26 protein-coding genes are annotated in these 24,915 nt (G+C 54.3%); 18 read left to right on the top strand and 8 right to left on the bottom strand.

Features of this window, described 5'->3' with window-relative positions:
- Nucleotides 1-32 precede the first annotated feature (32 nt).
- A complete protein-coding gene (locus CX650_RS06370) occupies nucleotides 33-1,973 on the top strand; it encodes a GGDEF domain-containing protein (protein ID WP_157823002.1) in 1,941 nt (646 codons plus the stop codon).
- A gap of 2 nt (nucleotides 1,974-1,975) precedes the next feature.
- On the opposite strand, the gene CX650_RS06365 is transcribed toward CX650_RS06370, so the two are convergent.
- On the bottom strand, nucleotides 1,976-2,707 hold the full coding sequence (locus CX650_RS06365; RefSeq protein ID WP_100144868.1) for a DUF3581 domain-containing protein: 732 nt from the start codon (nucleotides 2,705-2,707) through the stop codon (nucleotides 1,976-1,978).
- 400 nt (nucleotides 2,708-3,107) lie between these two features.
- Here CX650_RS06365 and CX650_RS06360 point away from each other — a divergent pair, with 400 nt between their 5' ends.
- Genes CX650_RS06360 through CX650_RS06350 form a run of 3 tightly spaced genes read left to right on the top strand, consistent with a single transcriptional unit; the run spans nucleotide 3,108 to nucleotide 5,689 of the window.
- Complete coding sequence (locus CX650_RS06360) at nucleotides 3,108-4,328, top strand: porin (protein WP_039034144.1); 1,221 nt, start codon at nucleotides 3,108-3,110, stop codon at nucleotides 4,326-4,328.
- Nucleotides 4,329-4,370: 42 nt separating this feature from the next.
- Complete coding sequence (locus CX650_RS06355) at nucleotides 4,371-4,943, top strand: FMN-binding protein (protein ID WP_101095327.1); 573 nt, start codon at nucleotides 4,371-4,373, stop codon at nucleotides 4,941-4,943.
- Complete coding sequence (locus tag CX650_RS06350) at nucleotides 4,940-5,689, top strand: PepSY-associated TM helix domain-containing protein (RefSeq protein ID WP_101095326.1); 750 nt, start codon at nucleotides 4,940-4,942, stop codon at nucleotides 5,687-5,689. Before CX650_RS06355 ends, CX650_RS06350 begins: the two co-directional genes overlap by 4 nt.
- 2 nt (nucleotides 5,690-5,691) lie before the next feature.
- Here CX650_RS06350 and CX650_RS06345 read toward each other — a convergent pair whose 3' ends face one another.
- The 4 genes from CX650_RS06345 to CX650_RS06330 form a co-directional block, all read right to left on the bottom strand.
- Nucleotides 5,692-7,494 (bottom strand): ABC transporter transmembrane domain-containing protein, encoded by a 1,803-nt coding sequence (locus tag CX650_RS06345; protein ID WP_268248567.1) that lies wholly within the window; start codon nucleotides 7,492-7,494, stop codon nucleotides 5,692-5,694.
- A gap of 62 nt (nucleotides 7,495-7,556) precedes the next feature.
- Nucleotides 7,557-8,090: a heme utilization protein HutZ gene (hutZ, locus tag CX650_RS06340; RefSeq protein WP_039034142.1), complete on the bottom strand. Its 534-nt coding sequence runs from the start codon at nucleotides 8,088-8,090 to the stop codon at nucleotides 7,557-7,559.
- A complete protein-coding gene (hutX, locus tag CX650_RS06335) occupies nucleotides 8,087-8,635 on the bottom strand; it encodes a heme utilization cystosolic carrier protein HutX (protein ID WP_373297504.1) in 549 nt (182 codons plus the stop codon). Before hutX ends, hutZ begins: the two co-directional genes overlap by 4 nt.
- Before the next feature lie 11 nt (nucleotides 8,636-8,646).
- Nucleotides 8,647-10,698 (bottom strand): TonB-dependent hemoglobin/transferrin/lactoferrin family receptor, encoded by a 2,052-nt coding sequence (locus CX650_RS06330; protein WP_101095395.1) that lies wholly within the window; start codon nucleotides 10,696-10,698, stop codon nucleotides 8,647-8,649.
- A 450-nt stretch (nucleotides 10,699-11,148) separates the two neighbouring features.
- Here CX650_RS06330 and CX650_RS06325 point away from each other — a divergent pair, with 450 nt between their 5' ends.
- The 7 genes from CX650_RS06325 to CX650_RS06295 all read left to right on the top strand — a co-directional run bounded on the left by CX650_RS06325 (nucleotide 11,149) and on the right by CX650_RS06295 (nucleotide 16,390).
- A complete protein-coding gene (locus tag CX650_RS06325; RefSeq protein ID WP_101095323.1) occupies nucleotides 11,149-11,970 on the top strand; it encodes an energy transducer TonB in 822 nt (273 codons plus the stop codon).
- Between the two features lie 14 nt (nucleotides 11,971-11,984).
- A complete protein-coding gene (locus CX650_RS06320) occupies nucleotides 11,985-12,701 on the top strand; it encodes a MotA/TolQ/ExbB proton channel family protein (protein ID WP_028779489.1) in 717 nt (238 codons plus the stop codon).
- Nucleotides 12,698-13,105: an ExbD/TolR family protein gene (locus tag CX650_RS06315; RefSeq protein ID WP_101095322.1), complete on the top strand. Its 408-nt coding sequence runs from the start codon at nucleotides 12,698-12,700 to the stop codon at nucleotides 13,103-13,105. Before CX650_RS06320 ends, CX650_RS06315 begins: the two co-directional genes overlap by 4 nt.
- Nucleotides 13,106-13,169: 64 nt before the next feature.
- Complete coding sequence (locus tag CX650_RS06310) at nucleotides 13,170-14,009, top strand: heme/hemin ABC transporter substrate-binding protein (RefSeq protein ID WP_157823001.1); 840 nt, start codon at nucleotides 13,170-13,172, stop codon at nucleotides 14,007-14,009.
- A gap of 2 nt (nucleotides 14,010-14,011) precedes the next feature.
- Nucleotides 14,012-15,031 carry a FecCD family ABC transporter permease gene (locus tag CX650_RS06305; protein WP_101095320.1) on the top strand — a complete coding sequence of 340 codons (1,020 nt, stop codon included), beginning with the start codon at nucleotides 14,012-14,014 and terminating at the stop codon, nucleotides 15,029-15,031.
- A gap of 8 nt (nucleotides 15,032-15,039) precedes the next feature.
- Nucleotides 15,040-15,885 (top strand): heme ABC transporter ATP-binding protein, encoded by an 846-nt coding sequence (locus CX650_RS06300; RefSeq protein ID WP_101052715.1) that lies wholly within the window; start codon nucleotides 15,040-15,042, stop codon nucleotides 15,883-15,885.
- A gap of 169 nt (nucleotides 15,886-16,054) precedes the next feature.
- Nucleotides 16,055-16,390 (top strand): DUF2956 domain-containing protein, encoded by a 336-nt coding sequence (locus tag CX650_RS06295; RefSeq protein WP_101052713.1) that lies wholly within the window; start codon nucleotides 16,055-16,057, stop codon nucleotides 16,388-16,390.
- 151 nt (nucleotides 16,391-16,541) lie between these two features.
- Here the strand turns inward: CX650_RS06295 and CX650_RS06290 are convergent, their stop codons facing one another.
- A complete protein-coding gene (locus CX650_RS06290) occupies nucleotides 16,542-16,847 on the bottom strand; it encodes a winged helix-turn-helix domain-containing protein (RefSeq protein ID WP_039034136.1) in 306 nt (101 codons plus the stop codon).
- A 226-nt stretch (nucleotides 16,848-17,073) separates the two neighbouring features.
- Between CX650_RS06290 and CX650_RS06285 the strand changes: the two genes are divergently transcribed.
- The 3 genes from CX650_RS06285 to CX650_RS06275 are packed head-to-tail and all read left to right on the top strand — an operon-like array spanning nucleotide 17,074 to nucleotide 19,695.
- A complete protein-coding gene (locus tag CX650_RS06285) occupies nucleotides 17,074-17,622 on the top strand; it encodes a PH domain-containing protein (RefSeq protein WP_101052709.1) in 549 nt (182 codons plus the stop codon).
- A gap of 5 nt (nucleotides 17,623-17,627) precedes the next feature.
- Nucleotides 17,628-19,106 (top strand): PH domain-containing protein, encoded by a 1,479-nt coding sequence (locus tag CX650_RS06280; protein ID WP_229799993.1) that lies wholly within the window; start codon nucleotides 17,628-17,630, stop codon nucleotides 19,104-19,106.
- 25 nt (nucleotides 19,107-19,131) lie between these two features.
- Nucleotides 19,132-19,695 carry a DUF924 family protein gene (locus CX650_RS06275; RefSeq protein ID WP_101095318.1) on the top strand — a complete coding sequence of 188 codons (564 nt, stop codon included), beginning with the start codon at nucleotides 19,132-19,134 and terminating at the stop codon, nucleotides 19,693-19,695.
- A gap of 25 nt (nucleotides 19,696-19,720) precedes the next feature.
- Here the strand turns inward: CX650_RS06275 and CX650_RS06270 are convergent, their stop codons facing one another.
- Nucleotides 19,721-20,152 carry a universal stress protein gene (locus CX650_RS06270; protein WP_101057589.1) on the bottom strand — a complete coding sequence of 144 codons (432 nt, stop codon included), beginning with the start codon at nucleotides 20,150-20,152 and terminating at the stop codon, nucleotides 19,721-19,723.
- 89 nt (nucleotides 20,153-20,241) lie between these two features.
- Here CX650_RS06270 and CX650_RS06265 point away from each other — a divergent pair, with 89 nt between their 5' ends.
- On the top strand, nucleotides 20,242-21,483 hold the full coding sequence (locus tag CX650_RS06265; RefSeq protein ID WP_157823000.1) for a lysozyme inhibitor LprI family protein: 1,242 nt from the start codon (nucleotides 20,242-20,244) through the stop codon (nucleotides 21,481-21,483).
- A gap of 51 nt (nucleotides 21,484-21,534) precedes the next feature.
- On the opposite strand, the gene CX650_RS06260 is transcribed toward CX650_RS06265, so the two are convergent.
- Nucleotides 21,535-21,918: a SpoIIAA family protein gene (locus CX650_RS06260; RefSeq protein WP_101057592.1), complete on the bottom strand. Its 384-nt coding sequence runs from the start codon at nucleotides 21,916-21,918 to the stop codon at nucleotides 21,535-21,537.
- A gap of 199 nt (nucleotides 21,919-22,117) precedes the next feature.
- Between CX650_RS06260 and CX650_RS06255 the strand changes: the two genes are divergently transcribed.
- The 3 genes from CX650_RS06255 to CX650_RS06245 all read left to right on the top strand — a co-directional run.
- A complete protein-coding gene (locus CX650_RS06255; RefSeq protein WP_101095316.1) occupies nucleotides 22,118-23,566 on the top strand; it encodes a coniferyl aldehyde dehydrogenase in 1,449 nt (482 codons plus the stop codon).
- Nucleotides 23,563-24,177, top strand: a complete 615-nt coding sequence (locus CX650_RS06250; protein WP_101057595.1) for a TetR/AcrR family transcriptional regulator — start codon at nucleotides 23,563-23,565, stop codon at nucleotides 24,175-24,177. The genes CX650_RS06255 and CX650_RS06250 overlap by 4 nt, the downstream gene beginning before the upstream one ends.
- A 192-nt stretch (nucleotides 24,178-24,369) precedes the next feature.
- Nucleotides 24,370-24,915, top strand: a 546-nt coding sequence (locus tag CX650_RS06245) for a transposase domain-containing protein (protein WP_208622107.1), incomplete at its 3' end; no start/stop codon positions are given.

Below are 24,915 nucleotides of genomic sequence, written 5' to 3'. Positions count from 1 at the left end.
AACGCTTCTGCCTGCCATGGATAGCAATAATAATGATACTGGCCAGCCCTGCTCTGTCGGCGGCCAACGCAGAGCAATTCTCCCGCTTGCTTAAAGGGGCCGAAAGCCAGCTCTATTCACTGCCGCAACGGTCGCAGGCTCAACTGTACGAGATGGAAAGCGGGCAACTCAAAGACCTGCCCAAGCCCCTGCTGACCCGTTTTTATCTGACCAAGGCGACAGTATCTCTGCTGCTGCATGAGAGCCCCGCCGCCGAACAAGCCGCCAAAGAGGGCCTGAAACTGGCGGTTCCGGGAACCAGCGAACATACCCTGCTGGAACTGAGACTGGTACAGGTGATGTTGCAATCCGGCAAGGTCACACAGGCCATCAGCGAACTGCAAAAAATAATAGATAGTCAGCAAAATTCGGCCGATAAAGTGGTTCAGGCTGAAGCCCTGCTACTAAAAAGTAAGGCGCTTGAACAGCAAGGCAAGCTGGATGCATCCTATGCCAGCCTGATGCTGTCATTGGACGCCGCCGAACAGAGCCAGAACAAGGAGTTGCTGGAGCGGATCTCCTTTGGCATGGGCCACCTTCTGGTGCGCCTTAACGGCTTTGAGCGCTCGGAAAAACTGCTTAAGAAAGCATTCAAATTCTTCAAGGACAGAAGGATGTCCTACAACCAGATGCTGGTGCAATTGGAATTGGCTCAGTTGGACGAGCAGCAGGGACAGGTTGAAATAGCCATAGATAGATATCAAGCGGCGCTGGAACTGGCCAGAGTATTGGGATACGGCCTGTATCGCTTTCGCATCAATGTAGAACTAGCGCTGAAGTACCGGGATTCCGGGGATGTGTCGTCCATGGCAAAGCACCTGCAACTGGCCGACAAGTTGCAATATCGCGAGACTTCAACCCTCTATACCAGCCGCTTTCAACTGCTCAAGGCCCAAGAGTTACTCAACAAGCATAAGTACGCCGAAATGGCCGTCTATGTCGACCCTCTGCTTATCAGCTTTGCCAAGGAAAAAGCCTTGTTACGCTCCCAGATAGAATTGTTAAAGGTCAGCGCCGAAGGCTTTGCCGGATTGGGTAATTTCAAGCGCGCTTACGAGGTATTGGATCAGTACCAGCAACGCTTCGCCGTATACAGCTCCAAGGAGTTGGTCAGTAATCTGGATCGCCAGCAGTTACTGTTTAACTTAGAACGTCTCGAATTTGAAAACCAGGATCTCAACTGGAACAACGTACTGCAAAAACTGGAGCTGGAAACCAACCGCACGACCCTGAATCAACTCAATATCATCAGCAGCATCATCCTGTTGCTGCTGTTACTGGCCACTATCATCATTCTCTGGCTCAATCGCTCACGCTTGAAGTGGGGACTGCTGGCCAAGACCGACAGCCTCACCGGCCTCTATAACCGCCGTTATCTGGCAGGTTGGTTGCTGTACCATCAAGCTTCAGAGGAGCAAAGCCAGGAGTCGCAACCTAAGTGGCGCACACTGCTTTTTCGACTGAAATCACTGTTGTTGCCGGCCAAAGTCCAGCGCAGACATGGCCCGCTGGCGTTAATCACGCTCGACATAGATAGCTTCAAAAAGGTTAATGACACTCATGGCCACAATAACGGCGACCGAGTGCTGATCGAACTGGCCAAGGTGATGAAAGCCTTGCTGCGGAAGGATGATCTGCTGGCTCGGGTTGGCGGTGAAGAGTTTATGTTATTGCTGCCCAATACCGGCTTGAATGACGCTGTGTCTGTTGCCGAAACCCTTAGGCAAAGCGTGGCCGAGCACATATTCACCCTGGAAAATGGCGAGCCACTGAGACTCACCGTTAGCCAGGGAGTGGCTTTGGACGCCGACGGTTGCCAAAGCTTCAGTCAACTGACTGATACTGCGGATAAACTTCTTTATCAAGCCAAGCAGCTTGGGCGTAATCGAGTCGAAAGTGAGCTGGCACAGGACTCAGAAGCCAACGCAGTTTGAATTCAGGCGTTTGTCTGCGAGCCGCCGCCATTCCAGCTGCCATCGCGGCGCGCCTGATACTCACTGACCATGGCCTCCACTGCCGCCTCGTCGAAAGGACGTAAGCCACTGAGTACCAAGGTCTTACGTCCGGTTCCTACCTGTTTATCATCACTGATAAGCGCGAAATCCAGCGTCACATCACCGCGTTTGCCATCGACTTTGAGATTGCTGTTAATCAGCTCCAGTTTAACCTGCTCAAACTCCAGGGTGTCCAGTTCAAAACCCATGCTTTCATAGATAACCAAGGGCCGCGCCGGATTAATGGTGACCTGATGCTCGCGCATCAAAGGCACCAAAACATGGGTAAAGTTGAGACCGGAAAAAGCCACATAACTGCGGACAAATGACTCCAGTTGCCGCTCGCAGTGGCGCGTTTCACCTTCGCGATGGACATTCAGGTAGCGTTTGCCGCGCTCATCTTCTATCGCCAGCTCGGCCCCCTGATCACCAGGAAAATGCAGACATACGCCGTCACCGACCATGCCTTCAAACTTAAACAGCATCCGGCGGCTAAGGCCATAATCGTTCAACACCAGGGCAAACAGAAGATCGCCTGGAACGCAAAAACGCTTGGCATCCTCATCATGGATAGGATTGAAATCCCCTGCTACTCCCTTGGCAAAATCACTGGCCTGCTTGCGGCCTATGGTTATTTGGTTATTTTCTCTTTTAAAATAATCAACTAGAAACATCTTGTTCGAACACTCACAAAGCCAAGGCTAACCGGAATAAAAAGGTTTATCAGTTTAACCGCCTTTTGACAAATAACTCACCCGATCTGTTGGCCTTGACTTCCAGCCAAGGTTAAATGTTTAAAAATCAAGCAATCGCACTTCAGCGACTTTATCCGAAAATGGTTCCAAGCTCTGCCGGATAACTCAAATACAGCCTTACTACTTTGCTTAAAAGATCAAAAGCTTACTTTGTAAAGCCAGTTTTTCAGGCAAAACCTCAACAATAACAACTCGGTTTACAGACGCTGACATTTGTTAATTTTGATCACAACAATAAATGCAAATCGTTTGCATTTATTAAATCAATTGCTAGAATTCGCTCGATTTCAACAACAGTAACATCACAACGGGAACCAAGATGATCAAGAAAACTCTCATTGCCAGTGCGCTACTGACAGCCCTGTGCGGCCCACAGGCATTCGCCTCGGACGAGACTCAGGAGCTGCGCAAAATCATCGAACAGCAGCAGAAGGTCCTCAAGGATCTGGAGCGCCGTCTGGCAGAAACCGAAAAGCGTCAGCAACAAACTGCCGAGCGTGTCGAGCAAACCGCTGAGCGGGTTGAACAGACCGCCGAGGTGGTAGATGCCACGCCGCAAAAAACCGCCACCACTATCGGCGGTTATGGTGAGCTGCACTACAACAACATAGACAACAAGCTGGGCGAGGATAAGAAAGAGTTCGACTTCCACCGTTTCGTGCTCTTCTTCGGCCATGAGTTTACCGAAGACACCCGTTTCTTCTCCGAGCTGGAAGTGGAGCACTCCATCTCAGGCGATGGTCAAAATGGTGAAGTCGAGCTGGAGCAGGCCTACATAGAGCACGACTTCAACCAAGCCCTGACTGCCAAGGCGGGTCTGTTCCTGATGCCGGTTGGCATCATCAATGAAACCCACGAGCCACCGGCATTTTATGGTGTCGAGCGCAACCCGGTTGAGAAAGACATACTCCCGGCTACCTGGTGGGAAGCGGGTCTGGCAATGAATATCCAGGCGGCTCCTGGACTGGCCTTCGATGCGGCCGTGACCTCGGGTCTGAATGTCCCTACCACAGGTAAAAATGCCTATAAGCCAAGAAGCGGTCGCCAAAAGGTTTCCGAGGCCAAGGCTGACGATCTGGCCTATACCGGCCGGGTGAAATACACAGCCGTTCCCGGCCTGGAGCTGGCCGCGACGGTTCAATACCAATCGGATCTGACTCAAGGGGAAGCCAGTGTAGACACCGCCTCGGCCCTGATGTGGTCGGCGCATGCTATCTACCACCTAGAAAACTTCAGTATCAGAGCCCTCTATGCCGAGTGGGACATAGATGGATTTGAAGCCGAAGCACTGGGCCGCGACAAGCAAAATGGCTGGTACATAGAACCGTCCTACCGCTTTAACGAGCAGTTCGGTATCTTCGCCCGCTACAACGAATGGGACAACAACGCCGGTGACAATCAAGACACCAAAGAAACCCAAACCAATGTGGGTATCAACTACTGGTTGCACGAGAATGTGGTGTTCAAGGCCGACTACGAAAAACGTGGCGGTAAGTCAGACTCAGATGGGTTCAATCTGGGCGTAGGTTATCAGTTCTGATGATCTTTGGGTGCCCTCTGGGGCGCCCTCATTGAGGCATTTATGAAGACTCTTATTGCATTACTCTCGCTGTTTTTGCTGCCGGTCGCTCAAACCCAGGCGGCGCAAAGCGTTTACCAAAGCCCGGCAGACTTTGTCACCCAGGCCTTGGGCTCCCAAGGTAAAGGTCAAGCGAAAGCCAAAGTCTTTTGGTTCAGCGCCGAGCAACGCCAGGTCATAGAAGAGATACTGGCCCACGATTTTCGGCCGCTGCGTACCCGCTATTGGCAGCAGGGAGACGACACTGTCTGGATCCTCGAGGAGATAGGCAAAGAAGCGCCAATCACTGTGGGCATTCAGGTGCGCCATGGGCAGATTTATCGCACCAAGGTGCTTATCTACCGCGAAAGCCGCGGCGATGAAGTCAGGCACGACTTCTTTACCGACCAATTTAAATCGGCAACACTCACAAAAGATAAACAGCTGGACAAACATATAGATGGCATTACCGGAGCGACACTTTCCGTCAGGGCCCTGACCAAACTGGCCCGCATCGCCCTCTATCTTGACCGGCAACTCAGCCTGCAACACGGTCTGCAACAACACAGCCTGCAACAAAACAGCGAGCCCAGATGACACGTAAACATCCGGACTTTCGAGTCCGTCTCCTGCGCGCCCTGCGCCCCTGGCACAGACGTATTGGCATCATCAGCAGTGTGCTTGTGTTGCTGCTGACTCTGACCGGCCTGGCTTTGAATCACAGCCGTGAGCTGAACCTATCCCAAGGCGTGCACTGGCAATGGCTGCAAGACTATTACGGCATTGGCGCCCCGGAAGATGTCAAAGTCTGGCAAGCCCAGCCGCTGGCGGGCAGCAGTCAGGGACAGGCCTGGATAGCCGGCACGCCGCTAGCCGAGCAAACCGATGAGATACTGGCCATAGCCCCCTTTGAAGACAAGTGGCTAATGCTGACCCGAAACAGTTTGACGATTTTGAGCCAGGATCTTGCTGTGCTGGAAACCCAAACCGAGCTGACAGGTTTGCCGCCGCAGATAAACGCCATGGCAGTCGAGCCCGGCGGTGTCTGGCTGAAAACATCCCGGGGCCAATATCGCAGCGACAGCGAACTGTTGGATTGGCAAGCGGCCAGCAGCCTGGTTGCCCTCCCCTGGATAAAACCACTCGAAGGGGCAAAGATACAAACGCAGCAGTTGCTCGGAGATATTCGCGCCAGTCGCCTGTCCTGGCACAGGGTTCTTCAGGATCTGCACAGCGGCCGGATCTTCGGCGCTGCCGGTAGTTATCTGATGGATCTGGCGGCGATCGCCTTATTGTTGCTGGCGGTGACTGGCCTGATCATTTATTTAAAACAGAAGCGCTGAGATCAAGCCAGCGATGATGTCTGCCCGGGCTCGTTTGAGCCACTGGCCAGACTATCGGGCGCGAGCAACTGCAGACTGGCAAATTCACGGTACAGCGGGCTGGTTTGCATCAACTCACTGTGGCTGCCACTGGCCAATAATCGCCCCCGCTCCAGCACCAGAATACGGTCGGCATTGAGCACTGTCGCCAATCTGTGGGCTATGATGAGAGTGGTTCGTCCCGCCATCAACTCATCCAAAGCCTGTTTGACCTTGACTTCACTGACCGCATCCAGGGCACTGGTGGCTTCATCGAGCAGCAGTAAAGGCCTGCGGGCCAAGATGGCGCGGGCAATGGCAATTCGCTGCTTTTGACCACCGGAAAGACGCACGCCACGCTCACCCAAATAGGTATCATACCCCTGGGCAAACTCACTGATAAATTCATGAGCTCTGGCGCCCTTACAGGCGGCAACCACCTCTTCCAGGCTGGCCTCCGGGCGGCCATAACGCACATTTTCCAGCACACTGGTGGCGAAGATCACCGACTCCTGGGGCACCAGGGCAAACTGTGCCCTCAGGCTCGCCAATGATACAGAAGCGATATCGACACCATAGAGCAGAATGCGGCCGCAACTCGGCTGATAGAAACGCTGCAGCAGCTGAAACAGCGTACTCTTGCCGGCGCCGCTGGGCCCAACCAGAGCCACCCGTTCACCGGGTTGAATATGGATATTGAGATCCTCAAGCACAGTTGCGCCCTCATCATAGGCAAAACTCAGCTGTTCTATTCTGAGTTCTCCCTTGAGCGGACTGGGCAGCGCCAGCGGCTTGGCCGGCTCGGCAATATTTGCCTTGGACTCGGCCAGCTCCATCAAGCGTTCGCCGGCACCGGCAGCCCGCTGAATATCCCCTATCACTTCGCTTATGGTGGCCACCGCGCCGGCCACCATCATGGCGTAAAACATGAATGCCGACAGCTCACCGGCGCTGACCACACCGGCCATTACGTCTCTGGCCCCCACCCAGGTCACAGCCACTATGGCGCCAATAGTCAGCAACATGACAGAGGAGATCAGTGCCGAGCGATAGCGGATGCGACCACTGGCAGCACGCATCACCGCCGCCAGGTAGCCGTCAAAATTGTCGCGATCGCGAGCCTCGTGACCATAGGATTGTACCGTGTGGATCTCATGCAAGGTTTCATCCACATAGGCGCCGAGATCGGCGACACTGTCCTGACTGGTGCGCGCAAGCTTGCGTACCCGCCGCCCGAGTAAGCCCACAGGCACCAACACCAGCGGCACGGCCAGCAGCACCAAGGCCGTGAGCTTGATGCTGGTAAAAGCCATCATCACCAAGCCACCTATAGTGGTCACTGAAGAGCGCAGCGCCATCGACAGGCTAGAACCTATAACTGTCTGCAACAGAGTGCTGTCGGCGGTAAAGCGGGAGATGATTTCCCCGGTGCGCAAGCGGGCGAAAAACACCGGGCTTTGTTCCAGTAACCTGTGATACACCAAGCGGCGAATATCGTTGCTGACTTTCTCACCGAGCCAGGTCATCAGATAAAAGCGGCAGAACACGGCCACGGCACTGACCAGGGTAATCCCCAGAATAAACAACACAATTTCGTTGAGGCGCCCCGAGTTGTCGGCCATAAAGCCCTCATCCACTATCAAGCGAACCCCTTGCCCCAGGGCCAGCCAGGCCAATGACCCCAGCAGCAGAAACAGCAGCGCCAGGGCAACCCGCAAACGATAAGGCTTAAGAAAGCTCAGGATCCAGGGCAGGATCCGAGCCGAAGCAATTTGAGGAGCAGACAAGCGAAAATCCAGACAATGACTGTTAATCAGGATTGTGGCGCCAAAGCGCCGATGAGTCCAGCTCAGGCAGGTACGGCCTTGGGCGTTCCATGGTGACCATCACGCATCCAGTTGACATCCAACAACTCGGCACCGCTGAGACTGAACGCCTGGCCAAAGCCTTTGACATAGAGACCGCGCTCGGGCACCAGCTTAAACAAGTTGAAATCGGTCAAGGCCGCCAGGTTATCTATCATCTCACCGAAGCGCCCGGACAACACCTGTACCCCTTTGGCAAAGCTCGGGCTGTCTCTTGCTATCAGCTCGGCGGCGGCATCAAAGGTCAGGCGGCGGCGGGCAAACACGCTGCGCGCCTCGGCTTCGTCTTCCACCAGCATCACAGATACCCGCGGTGACTGTTTAAGGTTGATACCGTGACGCGCCAGATCGCTTACCAGAATATAGAAACCATCATCGGCCAGCGCGAACGGCGCATAACTGGCGTTGGGGATCCCGTTGGCATCCTGGGTCGCCAACTGCAAGGTGGTACGCCCCTGTTTGAACTCTTCGATTTCCGGCAGCAGTTTTTCCTGCAGGCGTTGGTTTTCACTGGTCATATTTCCCCCTTTTGGGCAGCCACTTCACCACGGTGACGCCAGTCGGCAAACAGTGCCAACTGTGGCGGCAGCAGCTTGCGTTGTTGATCCCGGCCCAAATAGACCTTAAAAACGATGACGCCATCAGGGCCGAAGAAATTAATCGAATGGCTTTCAGTGCCCCGAAATGGACGACTTATCAAGGCGATGGCACTGAAATTCTCCAATTTTAGATGGCCATGCAGGCCATCTCCCTTGCTGTAGAGGTTAAAATAGCCATGAGCCGTCTTTCCCTTGGGGAAGTCGCCTTTGAATTCAAATATCTGCCCGGCAACTGTGACTATGGTGGTCAACTTACCCCACTCAGGCAGTGCCTGCAGCAGGGCTTCCAGCCATTCCAGCGGCAAGAATTGCTGCTGCTCGGCCGGTAATGCCTGCACCACCTCAAGCTCAGAAATCCCCAGATTGGCGGCGGCATCGGCCGGCAACCACTCAGGGTGTTCCAGCATGGCGGCTGCTATCTGCAGGCGGCCAGCGACCGCCCTTGTTGTATCGCTTATCTGCATCTGTTGCTCCATCAGAAACGGTAGCGGGCCGAGAGCTTGAAGTTGCGCCCTTGATCCATAAGTGTTTGCCAGGCTTGGATGTACTCTTCATCGCCAATGTTTTCAATGGCAAAGTCGACCCGCAACCCTTCGAAGGTCCCCATGGCAGGCTCCCAGGCCAGATACACATCCCATAGGGTGTAGTCCTGGTAGCGGTTAACCGGGTTATCTTTGGGCACCCTGTCTTGACTGGCGTTATAGCTGACCCGGGTTCCCAGCTTCATATCGCCCGCCATGATCCCCTGCGACAAGTCGAGCACCAGCTTGTTGGCCGGAATATTGGCCAGATAACCTCCGTCATGCCTGTCCTTGCCTTCAGTCTGACCATAGCTGAGTGATAAGCGGGTCTGATTGATACGATACTTCCCCGTCAGTTCGAAACCGGTCAGCCTGGCCTTGTCGACGTTATCCCAACGGGTATTCTGCTCAAGCCTGGGAATACCATGCAATGGATTGGTCACCCGCTGCTCAATAAAGTCATCGACATCGTTTCTGAATACACTCAAGCTCAGCGCCAACTCATCGTTGCCCGCCAGCTCAGCAAAGCGCATATCGGCCTTCAGTTCCTTGTTCTTGGCCTTTTCAGCCTTGAGGCTTTCATTGACCTCGAAGGTATTACACAGGCCGTTGGGCAAGAAATTGGGGATGGATGGAATACAATAGTGAGTGCCGCTGGAGTACATCTCCTCCACTGATGGCGCGCGGAAGGCTTCATCGTAACGGGCACTGAGTGTCAGCCATGGCGCTGTCTTCCACACCAGTGCCAACGAGGGAGACAAAGCATCGTCATCACTGGAATGACCCAGGTTATTGCTTTCGTTTTCAAAGCTGTCGTAACGCAGCGCCGGATCCAATGACCAGTTTTCCCCCAGGGCGATATTGGCGGCCACGAAAGCGCCCCACACCCGAGACTCACCATCTATGTTGCCGGGACGCTGACCGCTCTGGCCGCTGTCATCACGGAAGGTTTCTATCTGGTCGCGGTAGCCATCCAGACCATAGGTTAATTTGAGCCCCTGCCATTGACTGCGATTGGCGATACTGAACCCCAGGGTTTCATATTCTGTGGTGTCGAACTGGCCCTTGGTCAGGCGATTCTCATCATAATCTGTCTTGTTCCAGTAGAACTTGGCATCCAGATCCAGCAAGGCATTGCCCCTTGGTGCCAGGCTGTAGTCCAGGGTCAGGTTGGAATCTTTGCTGTCACGGCGCACCAGAGGCACACTATTGCTGACACCTGTGGCCGGATTGCTGGGCACGGCCTCGGAGATCTCATTGATCCTGCCGGAAAGCTGCAGCCTTTGTGCCTCGTCCAACTGCCAACCAAACTTGGCCAAACCACTGCGGCTGCGGCTGGCGCTGTTTTCCAGGGTATTGTCATTACCGGCCTTGATATTGTCGCCGTCGCTGTAGCTGCCGTTCAGCAACCAGTCGATACTGCCCTTGGCACCATAAATGGCACCACTGCTCTTGCTGCGCTGGCCATTGGCTTCATAACCTTGCTTGAGATAACCACCAAAGCTCTGGCCTTCGTCGAGCATCTCTCTTGCCGACTTGGTATTTTGTGATACCACGCCACCTATGGCGCCACTGCCCCAAAGGCTGGAAGCCGGGCCGCGTACCACCTCGATAGAACTGAGCAGCTCAGGATCCATAAAGAAGGTGCCTCTATGGCCAGCGCTGGTGTTTTGCCTGGCACCATCTATGGTCTGCAATACTCTCTGGCCACTGAGGCCACGAATTTCCACCTGTTGGGCAGACGCCCTGGGGCCATTGGCGATATTGATGTTGGCTTCCGTTTTGAGCACTTCGGCCACCGAGTCGCCCTGCTTCTCAGCCAACTGCTCTTCGCCGACAACCACTGCACTGCGGCTGGACTCAGAGACTTTCTCCTGAATGCGGGTAGCACTTACCAGCACTTCATCAAATTCAGCTGTTTTTACCTGCTCGGCAACAGCGGCCAAACTCAGGAGGGGAGTCCCCAATGCCAGAGTAATAGCCATAACCAGCGGCTTTCTATTCATCATCTTTGATCCTCAAACAGATTATCAGGCTGTATCTCCAGCCTTTCTCATGGGAGTGGCATTACTGAAAATAAATTGAGCCCAGGGGCAAACAGCAAGCCCGGGATAACACCACTTACGCCGGCACTCTAGCTTAACTTTAGAAGATGATCAAATAGTAATTATTATCATTTGCAATATTATTTACTCTAATATATTTTAATCTGAAGAAAGGGAAGTTACTCGGGAAGCTAAGCCATTTGTCGGTACGAAATGCGGTGCTATTCAAACGGTAAAAGCTAGCCAAGCGGTAAAAACTGGTTAGGCAGTAAAAGTAGGAACCATGGAATGGTGGCGGCTCAGGGACAGAGCCGACCCAAAACAGAACAGCATTGAGCCTTACGGGTCCTTGCTTAGTTGAATTTGAACATTCACCCGCAGCAACAAGCGGTTGTAAACAGGAGTAACGGCGTGACCCCCAAGCGTTATTGTGGTTTTGCGCTCATGGCATTGTCACTTCAGAGTGCGGTATTGGCCTCTCAGACAGCCCCCCCAGATCCTTTGGTAATGCCCACCAAGGGCGGTTTGCAGCTGAGTTTCAGCGCAGCCCCTGCTGCAGCGCCCCAAACTGCCTCTGCCCAGACTCAAAACCAGGCTGCTACCGCCGAAAGCCACCCCGCGGCAAAGGCCCCATCCGCTAAGCATAAAGAAGCTGAACATAGCGAACCTCAATATAAAAAACCGTTGAAGCAGAATGTGGCAAACCCTGAGTCGCCAAAGTCTGAGCAACCAAAGTCTGAGCAGCTAAATGCCAAACCTGCCAAAGCGAGTCAGAAACAAGCCTCAAAGATGAGTAAGCCACAACCGACTCAGGAAAAACCGCGAGAGAGAGAAGATAAATCTGAACCGAAACACGCCTCAACAACTCAGCAAGAAGAGCCTGTGTCCCATGAGGAAAAGCCGGGCATTCCTTCGTCGCCGGTTCTAACAGCCACCACCTCAGGGCTGAATCACACAATAGAGCTGGCTGAGCCTGTTTTTGCCAGCCCGCCGACGCCACCGAACTACCCCAGACTCGCCCGCAAGCGGGGCTTTGAGGGCACGGCTCTGGTAGACATCTTCTTTGATCATCAAGGCAAAACCCAAAACGCCCTGCTCGTCAGCAGCTCAGGCTATTCCATTCTGGATGAAGCGGCATTGGCCGCCGTACGCCACTGGCAGTTCAGCATTCCTTCCCAAGCCTCAGCCGCCCGTTTCAAAGTCAGGGTGCCGGTTCGCTTCGCCCTTAATTAACAGTTGGAGACACGATGGAATTAAGTTTGTACCAAAGCCTGCACCAGCAACTTGGCGATCTCACTTGGCCTTTGCTCATCTGCGCCTTTCTGACCCTGATGATATTGCTGGAGCGCTTTGCCATCTTGTTGCCGAGCCTGTTCAGGCGCCAATCCTGGCTCGGCGAATTGCGCAGCGGCACACTGGATGAAAGCTGTGACAGCCTGCTTGAACGCCTGAAAGATAACCGGGGACTGATTTCCTGCGGTGCCCGCCATTTGCTGAGACAGGCCGCACAACCCAAGGCGCTGCGGGAAGAGTTGTTGTCACTTTGGCTGGCAAAGGAGAAACGCAAACTCCACGCCGGGCTCAAGTTGCTGCAATACATAGGTGCCATCAGCCCGCTTCTGGGTTTACTCGGCACTGTGCTGGGGTTACTGGAGATGTTCAATGACATTGGCGCCAATCAGAGTGACAGTATCACTCCGGCCTTGTTGGCTTCAGGCTTGGGATTGGCCATGTACACCACAGCCGCCGGCCTGTTGATCGCCGTACCCGCGCTGTTGGGCGCGCAGCTGTTCGGACTCTGGGCCGAGCGCTCAGTGGCCTCCTGCGCCCATGTACTGAATCAACTCAACCTTTGGCTGGAAGGGGTTCCACTGCAGGGCGAAGACAATGATTACGCTGCTTTTAACCTGACCAAACTCAGTCAAATCAATGGCAAGCGTCGCCATCCGGAGCCGCTGTCATGATTGAAATTAAGGAAGAGCATGGCCTGGATAGCGGCCTGGATCTAACCCCCTTGATAGACATCATCTTCATTGTGCTGGTGTTTTTGCTGCTCACAGCCAATCCCAAGTTATTGAGCCTGCCGATTGAAGTGCCGGATAACAGTGCCACAACTTTGAGCCCACAAGCACAGACTCAATTGACGGTAAGCGTGTTACCCCAGGCGCCGTTCTGGGCGCTCAACGAACAAAAATTTGCCCGGTTCGACGCGTTCGAGCAGGCACTGACTCAGGCGCTGGCCGACAATCCCGAACTGACTTTGGTGGTAGCCGCCGACAAGGAGGCAAGAGTCCAGCCGCTGATGCAACTGCTGAGTCTGCTGCAACGGCTGCAGATCAGCCAGACCAGGGTCCTGATGGAACCCTAAACAACTGATGAAACCTCAGACACAAGTCTGTGGCGATGAGTCCCTGAATTATTTTGGAGCTAGAATGAAAAACTCTCTTATCTTCCTCTGTGGCCTGCTCGCCATGCCGCTTTTTGCCGCAGAAGAACCTCCCAAGCGAGTGATCAGTGCCGGTGCCGGCGTCACTGAATTGGTACTGGCATTGGATGCCGCCCCACAACTGGTGGCTGTTGACGCCAGCAGCGCCCTGCCAGGAACGCTGAAACTGCCAAGACTCGGCTACCACAGAATGCTTTCAGCCGAGGGCATATTGGCGCAAAAACCGGATCTCCTGATTGGCACCTCTGTGATGGGACCGGCCAGCAGTATAGAGCTGGTAAAACAGGCCGGTGTGCCGGTTATCACCCTGAATGCGGCCGATACCGCCGAGCAACTACAGCAAAATATTCTCACTCTGGGAAAGGCTCTGAATAAGGAAAAAGCCGCCACCGAACTGGCCAATACCCTGGGTGACAGGTTACAGCAATTGGCGCAATCAGCGGCCAAATTCGAACATCCACCCAGAGTCATGTTTATGTTGTTGCAGTCAGAGCGTCCCGCCAGGGTCGGCGGCGCCGATACGGCCGCCGATATCATTATCCAGCTGGCCGGTGCCACCAACGCCGCCGACTTCAGCGGCTACCGCAGCCTGTCTCAGGAAGGCATTCTGGCGCTCAAGCCAGAGCTGATTTTACTCTCAAGCGCCAGCGAGCAACCCGAACCTCAAGCCGATAAGCTACTGAAGAGCATGCCGCTACTGGCCCATACTCCGGCCGGAAAAGCCGGTTTGATCCGGGATCTTCAACCTCAGGCATTGCTCGGGGGATTGGGTATCTCCGCCATTGAAGCGGCCGAATCCCTGAATCAGGAACTGCTGGAGCAATAATCATGGCTGCCGTGCTGCCCACCCACCGTCACCCCTGGCTCTGGCCAGGACTCGCCAGCCTGCTGCTGTTTTCCGCATTGCTCTCGATAGCAACCGGACCTGTGACCATAGGCTTGAGCGATATAATCGACTCCCTGCTTGGCTCAATCGCCGCCGGGCAGGAAGCCAATGCCCTGATAGTGCAAAATGTCCGTCTGCCGAGAACCTTGCTGGCACTGATTGTCGGCGCCCTGTTGGCACAGTGCGGCGCCGTAATGCAAGGCCTGTTTCGTAACCCTCTGGCGGATCCCGGCATCATAGGTGTGTCCTCGGGCGCGGCGCTGGGAGCCGCCATCTGCATAGTGCTACTGCCACATCTTGGCAGCTATGCCGTCCCCCTTGGTGCTTTTCTCTGCGGTCTGGCAACCAGTTTACTGGTTTACCGGCTCGCCACTTCAGGTGGCAGCACCTCAGTGGTGTTACTCTTGCTGGCCGGGGTGGCTATTACCGCCCTGGCCGGTGCCGGAATTGGCATGCTGACTTTCCTTGCCAACGACATGGCACTGCGGGATCTCAGCCTGTGGCAACTGGGGGCCATCGCCGGTGCCAGTTGGCAATCTGTATTTATCTGTCTGCCGGTACTGGCCTTGGTGAGTTGGCAGTTCAACAAACAGGCATTGGCGCTCAACGCCCTGTTGCTTGGCGAATCCGAGGCGCGTCATCTGGGCATAGAGGTAGACAGGCTCAAGCTGAAGTTGATCTTACTCTGCTCTTTGGGTGTCGGTGTTGCCGTGGCGGCCACCGGCATCATAGGTTTTATCGGACTGGTGGTACCACATCTGGTGCGGCTGCTCAAGGGGCCGGATCATCGGCAACTGCTGCCGCTGAGTGCCATTCTCGGCGCCGTGCTGCTGGCCTTGGCCGACTCAGGGGCCCGCACCTTGATGTCACCGGCCGAGATCCCTGTCGGCCTGATGACGGCTCTGCTCGGCGCTCCCTTCTTCCTCTATCTGCTGCTAAGTCAGCGACGTAAGCTTTATTGAGGTACTCCATGCCTTCACTCGAATCCGTGACCACAACAACTGCCGCACAGACACCGGCTATATCATTTGAGTCCACCGTAGTTACTGAGCAAGTACTGGAGCTCAAACATCTCCATGCCAGAGTCGACAACAAGCCCTTGCTGACCGATGTCAGTTGCCGACTGCAAAGCGGCCAATTTTACGCTCTATTGGGGCCCAATGGCGCTGGCAAGTCCAGTCTGCTGCGGCTGTTAACTCAGGAGCTCAAGGCCGATGCCGGGCGGATAAGCTTTCACGGCTCGCCTCTTGGGCAGTGGCCGAAACAAGCCTTGGCCAGGCATCTGGCCATGTTGCCGCAACACTCGAGTCTCAGCTTTCCCTTCAGCGTTCGTGAAGTGGTAGCCATGGGCCTGTATCCTCTCAGTCTCAGTGCCAGAGATGCCGCCCAACTGGTTGAGCAGCAACTCTGGCGTCTGGATCTGGCTCACCTGAGTGAGCGCAGCTATCCGGCACTGTCCGGCGGTGAACGCCAGCGGGTTCAGTTGGCCAGGGTTTTGACTCAATTGGCCCAGGCCGAGCACTCGCCTGTACTCTTGTTGGATGAACCCACTTCGGCGCTGGATTTGGCCCAGCAACACAGAGTACTGCGGCTCGCCAGAGAGCTGGCACATGAGCAGGGCTACACTGTATTGGCCGTGCTGCACGACCTCAACCAGGCCAGTCACTATGCCGATCAGTTGCTGGTTTTGGACAAAGGAAAACTCCTGGTTCAGGGCGAGCCTCAACAGGCTTTGACGCCTGAACTGATTTCCAGGGTCTGGCACTATCAACCGGGTACCTTCGCCGACGCGCAGGGGCAGAGACTCTATTTTTGAAGCGATCAAAATCTTGACAATAAAAGCCCTTGCAATATGGCCCTGCCATAAGAGCATTTGACCCCGAACAAGTTCAGCACCGACAAGCGCCTTTGATGTGAAGCCGTCTGTGGTCAGAACTCCAAGCAGGCAGGTATAATTCTTGGGTCAGCCATCAACCCCATCAGAGATGAACAAGAAGCCAGCGATTTCCAACGAAACCCAAACCGAAGCCATGCGCGTGGCCAAAGCCACTCAAAAGGCGGGGCAGACCAAGGAGCAAACCCGCCTCATTGCCCAGGGCATAGAGAAAGGCATTGCTGAATACAAGAAGCAACAAAAGGCCAAGGCCAGGGAAAGAGACAAGGCGCGCAAACAAGAGCTGAGGCAGAAAAAGAAACTTCAGTCCGGCGAAGATGACGGCGTCGCGGCAAGCGAAATACCTTCAAGCTACATCCCCAAGTGGCAACTCTTGTTACCTTGGACACTGCTCATTTTAAGCTGGATTTGGTTTGTATTTATATAACTTTATCAATTGCTTAAATTTTATTTGAGAGCAAGTAAGGCTATAAAAATAACTTCCTCACCGCGAGTTCAGCCACACACGAACAAGTTACGGCATGATTTAAGATACAATAATCCGTAAACTTTCTGCCGGTTAATGGCAACAGAGAAGCTCAGATGTCGCTAAACAGCAGAGTGCGGATCTGCTCCAGGTGAGTGCCAACCCAGGCACTGTTAATCGGGCCCCAGGTGCGGATGTGGTAGTGCCCTGAATTATTCCTGCGGCCATCCTGAATAAAGTCCACCTGAATACCTATATCGCCGAAGGCGGCAATGGCATCTTGCAAAGTGCGGCGCGGCATGCCGGTTTCCTTCTGTAAGGACAGCAGGTTATGTTGGCTATCGTCTATCAGGTGGGCCAGATAGAGCTTACGTAAAAAGGCAGTTTGCTGTTTGGATACCTTATCGGCTTGGAACATACTCATCGTCCTGATGGTTTACAGCCAGTAGCGGCGCGTTTGAGAAAACGAGCGCCACATAGGCAACAAAGTCTTGCAACCAAACTACTTGATATCCAGTTGTTAACACAAGTGCAATCGCTCAGGATCCGGAACTGCATCAAGTCTCTGCCATCCGAGTTAGCGGCTTGAAGCGACAAACTCTCTATTGCTATAGTCAGGTCAATGCCTCAAGGACTCAAAGCACATGGATATCCGCTCGCCCCACTCGCCCCTGCCTCAGCAGCAGTGGTTGGGCTTTGACAGCCAACCCTTGGCCCCCTTGTCTCCCCGCTACCGTCAACAATTGCTGTGGCAAAACCTGTTGCTGATGGCGCTGGTCATACTGCTACTAGTGCCTGCTTTACTGCTCAGCGCCAAGCTGAGTGGTCTTGGAGTCATCATCTCGGTCACACTGGCTCTGCTGCTTTTGGGATTCAAGACCTGGCTCAATCTAAAACAAGCCGAAGCCATGGCTTATGGCGTTTGTGAATACGGCATTTTGCTGCGTGAAGGGCTTTGGTGGCAGAGCCATACCGCCATGCCGGCCAGCAGGCTGCAACATGTGAGCCTGTCTCAGGGGCCATTGCAGCGCCATTTCGGACTGACAAGTTTGCGCTGCTACAGTGCCGGCAGTTCGGCGGCCGAGGTGAGTCTGCCCGGGCTGGATATTGAAGTCGCCGAAGCGCTGCGCCAACATCTGCTGTCTCTGGCAAGTAAAAATGTTAGTGGCACCTTGATGGAGACGCCGAATTGAGCCAGGTGCAGCAAGCCAATTGGCACTCACTCTCGCCTTGGGCAATCATCAGTTTCAGCCTCTCCAGCCTAAAGCACTTCCTCAGCAACGGCTATGCCCTGGTGCCTATTCTCTATACCGGCTGGCAGCAGGGATTTGACTCCGTCTGGCTGCCACTGGCACTGGCATTGACCCTGATAGTGATTTTTGCCCATGGGCTGTTGAGCTGGCGTAAATTCCGTTATCGCTTGACTCGAGGGCAACTCGAGGTCCACAGCGGCGCCCTGTTCAAACGTAAAGTCGAGCTGCCGATAGACAGAATTCAGAATGTGCGTCTGGAACAGCCTTTTTACTTTAAGCCTTTGCGACTGGGTAACTTGATAGTGGAAACTGCGGGTTCAGCCAAGGATGAAGCCTGCTTGAGCGCAGTCACTCAAGCTCAGGCCGAGTCACTGAGGCGGCAATTGATGAAACGGGCCGACACAGACGAAAGCGCCCCCGCCTCTGCACCACCAAACTCCCGCTTACTGGTGAAGAAGTCCCTGGCAGAGCTGGCACTCTTTGGCCTGTATCAAAATAATTTTGTTTGGTTTGCCGTCATCGCAGGCCCGGTACTCAGCCAGCTCGAAGGCAGTCAACTGATGGAGCTGGGGCTGACACAAGTCTTCGACTGGCATCAGCAGCAGCTCAGTGGCAACCTGCTGCTGGAGCTGGGGTTCCTTGTCGGCCTTCTGCTCCTTGGCTATCTGTTGTTTTCCTTGATCTCAATAGTCGCGGCGCTGCTGAAATATGTCCCCTATCGCCTGACCCAGGAGTCGGAGACCTTACAGCGTAGCGGCGGCCTGCTGTCCCACCAGCAAGACATACTCAAGCAGCACAGAATTCAACTCATCAGTTTGCAGCAGCCGTTGCTGGCCCGCTGGCTGAAACGCTGGACTCTGAGCTTCAAGCAGATAAAAGGCAATGAAGTGGAAGGCGGCAGCAACAATCACATGTTGGTTCCATCGCTCGGTAGAGGCGAAGTGCATCGCCTGCTGAAAAGGCTCAACCAAAGAAGCAGCAAGGCCGACGGTATTCCCAATCGTTGGCACCCCATTCACCCGAGCTGGTTTTACTATAGGGCGCTGTGGTGCTTAACGCCGGCGCCGCTGGCGTGGGCATTTATCGGCTCGGCAGTAGAGACCTGGTTGCTGTTGCTGGTCGGAGTGTTGGCTGTCCTGGCGCTTTATCTACGCTATCGTCAATGGGGTTTTTGGCGGGTTGAAAACGATCTCTGGATCCACAAAGGGCTCCTAGGTCACAGTTGGCAGTTGGTGCCGCTGGGCAAGGTGCAACATCTGCAGTTGATCCAAAGCAGGGGCCAAAAACGCCGAGGCCTCGCGAGCCTCAAACTTGGGCTCGCCAGCGGCGAACTGACACTACCAGCCATCCCGCTGGCCAAGGCGCAGGATATCGCGGCGCAAACCCTTGGGCTTATCGCCCATGATTACAGCAACTGGATTTAATCCTATTCAAATAGAAGGAATTGTCATGCCAGCTCAAATCGCTTCCGAGTACAGGCCACAACGGGTAATCCATTTTTGGTTTGAAGAGATAAGCCCCAAAGCTTGGTGGGACAAGGATCCTGAGTTTGACAACACAATTGATCGCCGTTTCGGCGCCTTGCTAAATGCGGCCCGTCAGGGCGAATTATGGCATTGGCGGCAAACGCCACAAGGGCGCCTGGCGGAAATTTTGCTGCTGGATCAGTTCTCGCGCAACATTCACCGCGATACTCCCGATGCCTTCAGTGCCGATCCCATGGCATTGGCTTTAGCGCAGGAGGCGATCAGCATTGGCGCCGACAAACAGCTGCAAGCCCCTATGCTGGCATTTCTTTATATGCCCTTTATGCACAGCGAGTCGGCGGTTATTCATCAAAAAGCCCTGGAACTGTTCGCCTCGGAACAAACCAGGGACAACTATGACTTTGAGTTGAGGCACAAGGCGATTATTGACAGGTTTGGCCGTTATCCCCATCGCAATGCCATATTGGGACGGCAGTCGACCGCCGAGGAGCAGGCCTTTCTCGAGCAGCCCGGCTCCTCGTTCTAGTACTCATTCAAGCAGTATCGACTTGTTACTTCACCACCAACACGGGGCAGCGAGCCTTGTTGGCCACGGCCTCGGCCACATTGGTGCTGAGAAAATGGGCCAGGCCACTGCGACCATGGCTGGCAATCACTATCATGCCAACATCGGCAGACTCGGCTTCGGCCAGGATCTCATCAACCGCGTCACCGCGGCGAATAACAGTTTCAATCTTCAGTGGGCTTTTCAGCTTGGCCAGCAACTCATGCATCTTCTCGGCCGCAGCCTTCTCCATGGTTTGCGCCAGTTCTTCCGGAGTGATGATCAACAGCTGATAGTTTTCATCACCGAAAGGCTGATCGACCACGTGCAAAATTCGCAGCCCCACATGGTAAAGATTAGCCATTTCAATAGCATATCTCAATGCGCTCGCGGCTGTATCACTGAAATCAGTGGGCCAGAGGATATCTTTGTTACGCATAGCGACCTCCTTGACACGACGGGCATCGACTAATGAGATACCTGCCGAATAATATCAACAAGTTATATTGCAAAACTTTTAAACACCCTATGAATACTTTACTCCATTTAACCGCTACCGTAAGCCTGTTGTCGATTTTTTTTACCCCAGCTTACGCCGAGAATGCTGCCAGTCTGGTAGAAGAAGCCAAGGCGCTGCAACAAGCCGGACAAAGCCAGCAGGCCAAACCGCTCTTTGAACAAGCCGCGGCCCTTGGCAGCAGCGAAGCCCACTTCATGCTGAGCTACAGTTATTCCTTACCTTTGGCCGAAGATATAGCCCATTTAAGCCAGGCGGCAAGGGCCGGTCACCCCAAGGCCTTCTATTACCTGACAGAGCGTCTGTTGACCCGCGGCGGCTCAGCAAACAGTGCCGACCCGCGCAGGCTGGCCGAGGTGTTAAAACAGTATAGAAGTCACCATCCGGACTTTAGCTTCGACTATCAAACCACACTGGATGCCTGCATCTATGCCGGCAAGCCCGACTTCAATCGGCTCAATGCCCTGAGCGCGCCCTTAGCGGAAGGCTATAGCTATCGTTTGTGGCAACAGGCCGAGAATCTCTCCAAACTGCAAGATGGCAACAATTATGATCGCCAGGTGCTGCAGCTCATCTGCTATGGCGCCGAGGTACCGGCCGAGCTGGATATCGCCGTCAAAGACAGGCTCAAAATCGCCTCAAATGCCAAACAGACCACTGAATTTGATCTCTGCAGCGCGATTACCAGCATGGGAATGGGCTTTTGTGCCTCACGGGAAGAGCAGCGACAGGAGCAACAACGCCTCGCCAAACTAGAGCGGATCAACCAAAGTATCAAACAACGCCTGGGGCTAGCGCCGCTTAAATTGCTTGAGGCGGCCAACAGTGCGTTCGAGCTGTGGTTGCAAGCGAAAACCTCAAGGGAGGAAGGCCACGGCGGCAGTGGTCGCAGCGCCTTTATTATCGGCTCCCAGAGCGAGCAGAGACAAAACTATCTGGCACGTTTGGAAATGCTCAGTAACGAAGAGCAACTGGTGAGCACTTTCCCTGACTTTGCCGGCGCCGACAAAGAGCTCAACCAGGTTTACCGCGCCTTGATGAAAAAACTGCGCCCGGCGGATGACCCCGAACTTTATATGTTTGAAGTGACCCAAGAAGACCTTCGCGCGGTGCAGAGGTTGTGGCTTAAATACCGCGACAGCAATGCGCGCCTATTTGCCGCACTTGAAGGCTCCACCAGTGAGCAGGAATGGCAGGCACTCTTGACTCAAGAGCGTAGCGAGCAGCTCAAAAGCCTGTTGGAATGGCAATAAAAAAATGCCCGCGCCTCCTCACAGGCAGCGGGCATTTCATGGCAAGGCAGTCTAGTCTTTCAGCCAGTCGATGGCATCGAGGCGGTCAACAAAGAACTTCATGTCCCCTGGCGTAAACCAGTCGGCCATCTTGGTCATCCATTCCTGCAAACTGGTATTGCCTATAATGGCAATCTTCTCGAAATGGCGTCCATGTTTGATCCCCAACTTGAGATCGTCCCACATGGCTCTGGCTTCCCAACCATCCATCTCGGTAACATCCAGCAAAGCGTAAATATCCGGATCCTTCACACCGGATATCGCCGACTCCAGCATAGGCACCATATATTCATAGTCTTCATGGGTCAGTTTTCCCACGGCTTTCATGGTGACAAAGAAATCGTCATCACCATAACGCTCAATTCCGATTGAAATACCATGCATGTTCAAGCTCATCATCAATTCCTTATGTCAACGATTTCAAAAACAAGGCCCCATCTATTCGATTTCAGTCTAGTTGGCGGCCGTGACGCATTCTGTGATCCATATCAAATATAGCCGGGTTATTGCCAATAGGCGCAGACTGAACTAACATCAGACCGACTAATCAGTCGGTTATTTTAAAGACAGCCTAATGGCTGCCAAAGGAGGCAATATGTCGCTTGTTAACCCAGAGCCGCTCACAGTGGAGAATCAGCAACTGCTGCAAAAATTCACCGTGCAGCGCCAGGCTTTCAGTGCCGCCCCCATGCCAAGCCTTGGCGAGCGCAAGGCCAAGCTCAAGGCATTAAAACAAGCCTTGCTGAAACACCAACAGGCCCTCACAGATGCACTCAGTCGCGACTATGGCCACAGGTCGACCGACGATAGCCTGATCTCCGACATACTGCCGGTCGTTACCCAGATCAACTACAGCCTCAGGCATCTCAAAGGCTGGATGAAACCCAGTCGCCGCCATGCCGGATTATTGCTGGCCCCGGCCAGCGTCAGGGTGGAGTACCAGCCCAAAGGCGTGGTGGGCATCATAGTGCCGTGGAACTTCCCTATCATGTTGTCCTTGAGTCCGCTGGCCACTGTGATTGCCGCCGGTAACCGCGCCATGTTGAAGCTGTCTGAATATACTCCCCACACCAATGCCGCCCTGCGCTCCCTGCTGGCCGAAGTCTTCGATGGCTCCGAGGTCTGTGTGATTGAAGGGGAAGCCGAAATAGCCGCCAGTTTCTCCGCCCTGCCCTTCGATCATCTGCTGTTTACCGGCTCGACTCAGGTAGGGCGCCATGTAATGCGCGCGGCGGCCGATAATCTCACCCCTGTGACTCTTGAGCTGGGAGGCAAGTCCCCTGTGTTAATCGCCCGGGACATGCCCATGGAGACAGCGGTAGAGCGCCTCATCTATGGCAAGTGCCTCAACGCCGGGCAAATTTGTGTCGCCCCCGACTATATTCTCTGCCCCAGTGGCAAAGAGGCCGAGTTTATTAGCGCCTATCGGCACCGCTTCCAGCAGTTCTACCCCGACTTTGCCAACACCCCGGACTATGGCCAGATAGTCAACGAACGTCAGGCCGCCAGGCTGGTCGCCCTCCTGGAAGATGCCACCGCCAAAGGGGCACAGGTATTTGCAGCCGACCGCGAGCAACCACTCCGCAAATTGCCCAGCGCCGAACAGCGCAAATGGCCCACCTTGCTGCTGACCAAGGTCAGCGACGATATGAAACTGATGCAGGAAGAGATCTTCGGCCCTTTGCTGCCCTTGGTCAGTTATCAAGAGCTGGGGCAGGCGCTCGACTATATCAAGGCGCGCCCCAGACCTTTGGCCCTGTATCTGATGAGTTTCGATAAAGAAGTGCAGCAAAAGGTATTGTCCCAAACCCACTCTGGCGGCGTCTGTATCAATGAAACCGTGTTTCATGTGGCCGCCGACGATGCCCCCTTCGGTGGCATAGGCCCGTCCGGCATGGGTCACTACCACGGCCAGGAAGGGTTTCGCACCTTCAGCCACGCCCGCACTGTGCTGTCCCGGGGGCGACTCAATACCGGCAAACTGGTGCATCCACCCTACGGCAAGGGGATCCAGAAGCTACTGTTGAAGGTGTTTCTCAGATGAAGCGCAGCAGAGAAGCAACCCGGGCAATAAGCGGCAAACAGGACAAGAAGCAGCAGATCCTGGGCAGCGCATTGCAACTGTTTGTCGAGCAAGGTTTCTATGCCACCTCGACCGCCAGCATAGCCCGCCATGCCGGCGTCGCCACGGGCACCCTGTTCCATCACTTTGCCAGTAAAGAAATCCTGATGGACCAGCTATTTCTGGCTATCAAGACAGAGTTTGCCGACGCCATTTCAGCAAGCTTGCCAAAGGCGCCGGCAAGTATCACTGAATTGCCGCTGCGGGCAGAAATGCTGTGGCAGGCCGGGCTGGATTGGGCACTGGCGCAGCCTCTGAAGCTGAGTTTCTTTGTGCAATACGCCATGTCACCCAGTGTTAGTAAAGCGGTCAGGCAGCAGGCAATGCATGGCATTCTCGGCTTTATCGCTGAACTGTTGGAGCAGGGCATCAACCAAGGGGTATTGGCAGACTTACCCAGAGAGCTGTTGCTGGAAACGTGCCACAGCCAGTTCCTGGCGGCGGCGCGATTCTTCTGCAACCAGCCTCAGAATGCTACCAGAGAGGCCAGAGACGCCAGCTTTCGCCTGTTCTGGCGCGGTGTGGCAGCCTAGCCCTTCAGAGTCAAAACCCCGGAAACCAGCCTCCTGAAATCGGCCTTATGAAATGAACCAGCTGAAATGAACGCCCTTGAATTAGTCAAACAAAGGGCCCGCAATTGCGCAATGTAGATCAGATAAGGATCGGTTGACCGATCCTTCTGATGAGAGACAATCGGAAACCTGTTTGTAGGTTTCCGATTTTTTATGTCTATTCAAAACTGCTTTGCCGACTTTCTTGAAGAGAGTCCTGTTGATGTCGCTCAGCTAACCACCTTCTCCGAGCATATTCCTGACGAGTGGATTGCTAAAGCGGTAACACTTTCCGATAAAGCGACGATTCGTCGACGTCGCTTACCGAGTGATATGGTTCTTTGGCTTATTGTTGGAATGGCGTTTTTCCGCAACGAACCGATTGCCGAAGTCGCACGGCGAATGAATGTCTGTGCCGAGGGGTTGGCTAATGAGGAGCTGTTAGCAAAAAGTGCTTTAACGCAAGCAAGGCAACGCCTTGGCAAAGCAGCCCCAGAATGGTTGTTTAGGCAATGCAGCCATAGGTGGGGGTTAGAGCGTTACCCTGAGGATACATGGCAAGGTTTGCAAGTCTTTGCTGTGGATGGCGCGCTTTTTCGAACCGCTGACACACCGGAACTAAGAGACCATTTTGGGTCAGGTAATACATCCAGCGACAGACAGACGCCTCATCCAGTATTAAGGGTGGTGACCATGATGAATGTTCGCTCTCATGTCATT

Origin of the sequence: Shewanella indica (assembly GCF_002836975.1) — a bacterium.
Lineage (GTDB): Bacteria > Pseudomonadota > Gammaproteobacteria > Enterobacterales > Shewanellaceae > Shewanella > Shewanella indica.
Note: the sequence above shows the minus strand (reverse complement) of the source record. Positions and strands in the feature narration are given on the sequence as shown.